This is a genomic window from Klebsiella sp. 141153, assembly GCF_032601995.1.
Lineage (GTDB): Bacteria > Pseudomonadota > Gammaproteobacteria > Enterobacterales > Enterobacteriaceae > Klebsiella > Klebsiella aerogenes.
In genome coordinates, this window is the sequence record NZ_JAQIRJ010000023.1 from 1 (window position 1) to 2,073 (window position 2,073).

The 2,073-nt window shown below is 53.3% G+C and carries 1 rRNA gene; it reads left to right on the forward strand.

Annotated features, from left to right (window positions below):
* Window positions 1–2,061 (forward strand): 23S ribosomal RNA (locus tag PGS10_RS24865); the annotation flags it as partial.
* Between the last annotated feature and the right edge of the window lie 12 nt (window positions 2,062–2,073).

A 2,073-nucleotide genomic window follows, 5' to 3' on the forward strand; every position in this document is an offset into this window, starting at 1 on the left:
TCATCTTCGGGGGTAGAGCACTGTTTCGGCTAGGGGGTCATCCCGACTTACCAACCCGATGCAAACTACGAATACCGAAGAATGTTATCACGGGAGACACACGGCGGGTGCTAACGTCCGTCGTGAAGAGGGAAACAACCCAGACCGCCAGCTAAGGTCCCAAAGTCACAGTTAAGTGGGAAACGATGTGGGAAGGCACAGACAGCCAGGATGTTGGCTTAGAAGCAGCCATCATTTAAAGAAAGCGTAATAGCTCACTGGTCGAGTCGGCCTGCGCGGAAGATGTAACGGGGCTAAACTGTGCACCGAAGCTGCGGCAGCGACACTATGTGTTGTTGGGTAGGGGAGCGTTCTGTAAGCCTGCGAAGGTGGCCTGTGAGGGTTGCTGGAGGTATCAGAAGTGCGAATGCTGACATAAGTAACGATAATGCGGGTGAAAAGCCCGCACGCCGGAAGACCAAGGGTTCCTGTCCAACGTTAATCGGGGCAGGGTGAGTCGACCCCTAAGGCGAGGCCGAAAGGCGTAGTCGATGGGAAACAGGTTAATATTCCTGTACTTGGTGTTACTGCGAAGGGGGGACGGAGAAGGCTATGTTAGCCGGGCGACGGTTGTCCCGGTTTAAGCATGTAGGCGGAGGTTCCAGGTAAATCCGGTACCTTATTAACGCTGAGGTGTGATGACGAGGCACTACGGTGCTGAAGTAACAAATGCCCTGCTTCCAGGAAAAGCCTCTAAGCATCAGGTAACATCAAATCGTACCCCAAACCGACACAGGTGGTCAGGTAGAGAATACCAAGGCGCTTGAGAGAACTCGGGTGAAGGAACTAGGCAAAATGGTGCCGTAACTTCGGGAGAAGGCACGCTGATATGTAGGTGAAGCCCCTGCGGGTGGAGCTGAAATCAGTCGAAGATACCAGCTGGCTGCAACTGTTTATTAAAAACACAGCACTGTGCAAACACGAAAGTGGACGTATACGGTGTGACGCCTGCCCGGTGCCGGAAGGTTAATTGATGGGGTTATCCGTAAGGAGAAGCTCTTGATCGAAGCCCCGGTAAACGGCGGCCGTAACTATAACGGTCCTAAGGTAGCGAAATTCCTTGTCGGGTAAGTTCCGACCTGCACGAATGGCGTAATGATGGCCAGGCTGTCTCCACCCGAGACTCAGTGAAATTGAACTCGCTGTGAAGATGCAGTGTACCCGCGGCAAGACGGAAAGACCCCGTGAACCTTTACTATAGCTTGACACTGAACATTGAGCCTTGATGTGTAGGATAGGTGGGAGGCTTTGAAGCGTGGACGCCAGTCTGCGTGGAGCCAACCTTGAAATACCACCCTTTAATGTTTGATGTTCTAACGTTGGCCCCTGACCGGGGTTGCGGACAGTGTCTGGTGGGTAGTTTGACTGGGGCGGTCTCCTCCCAAAGAGTAACGGAGGAGCACGAAGGTTAGCTAATCCTGGTCGGACATCAGGAGGTTAGTGCAATGGCATAAGCTAGCTTGACTGCGAGCGTGACGGCGCGAGCAGGTGCGAAAGCAGGTCATAGTGATCCGGTGGTTCTGAATGGAAGGGCCATCGCTCAACGGATAAAAGGTACTCCGGGGATAACAGGCTGATACCGCCCAAGAGTTCATATCGACGGCGGTGTTTGGCACCTCGATGTCGGCTCATCACATCCTGGGGCTGAAGTAGGTCCCAAGGGTATGGCTGTTCGCCATTTAAAGTGGTACGCGAGCTGGGTTTAGAACGTCGTGAGACAGTTCGGTCCCTATCTGCCGTGGGCGCTGGAGAATTGAGGGGGGCTGCTCCTAGTACGAGAGGACCGGAGTGGACGCATCACTGGTGTTCGGGTTGTCATGCCAATGGCATTGCCCGGTAGCTAAATGCGGAAGAGATAAGTGCTGAAAGCATCTAAGCACGAAACTTGCCCCGAGATGAGTTCTCCCTGAGACTTTAAGTCTCCTGAAGGAACGTTAAAGACGATGACGTTGATAGGTCGGGTGTGTAAGCGTAGCGATACGTTGAGCTAACCGATACTAATGAACCGTGAGGCTTAACCTTACAACGCCGAAG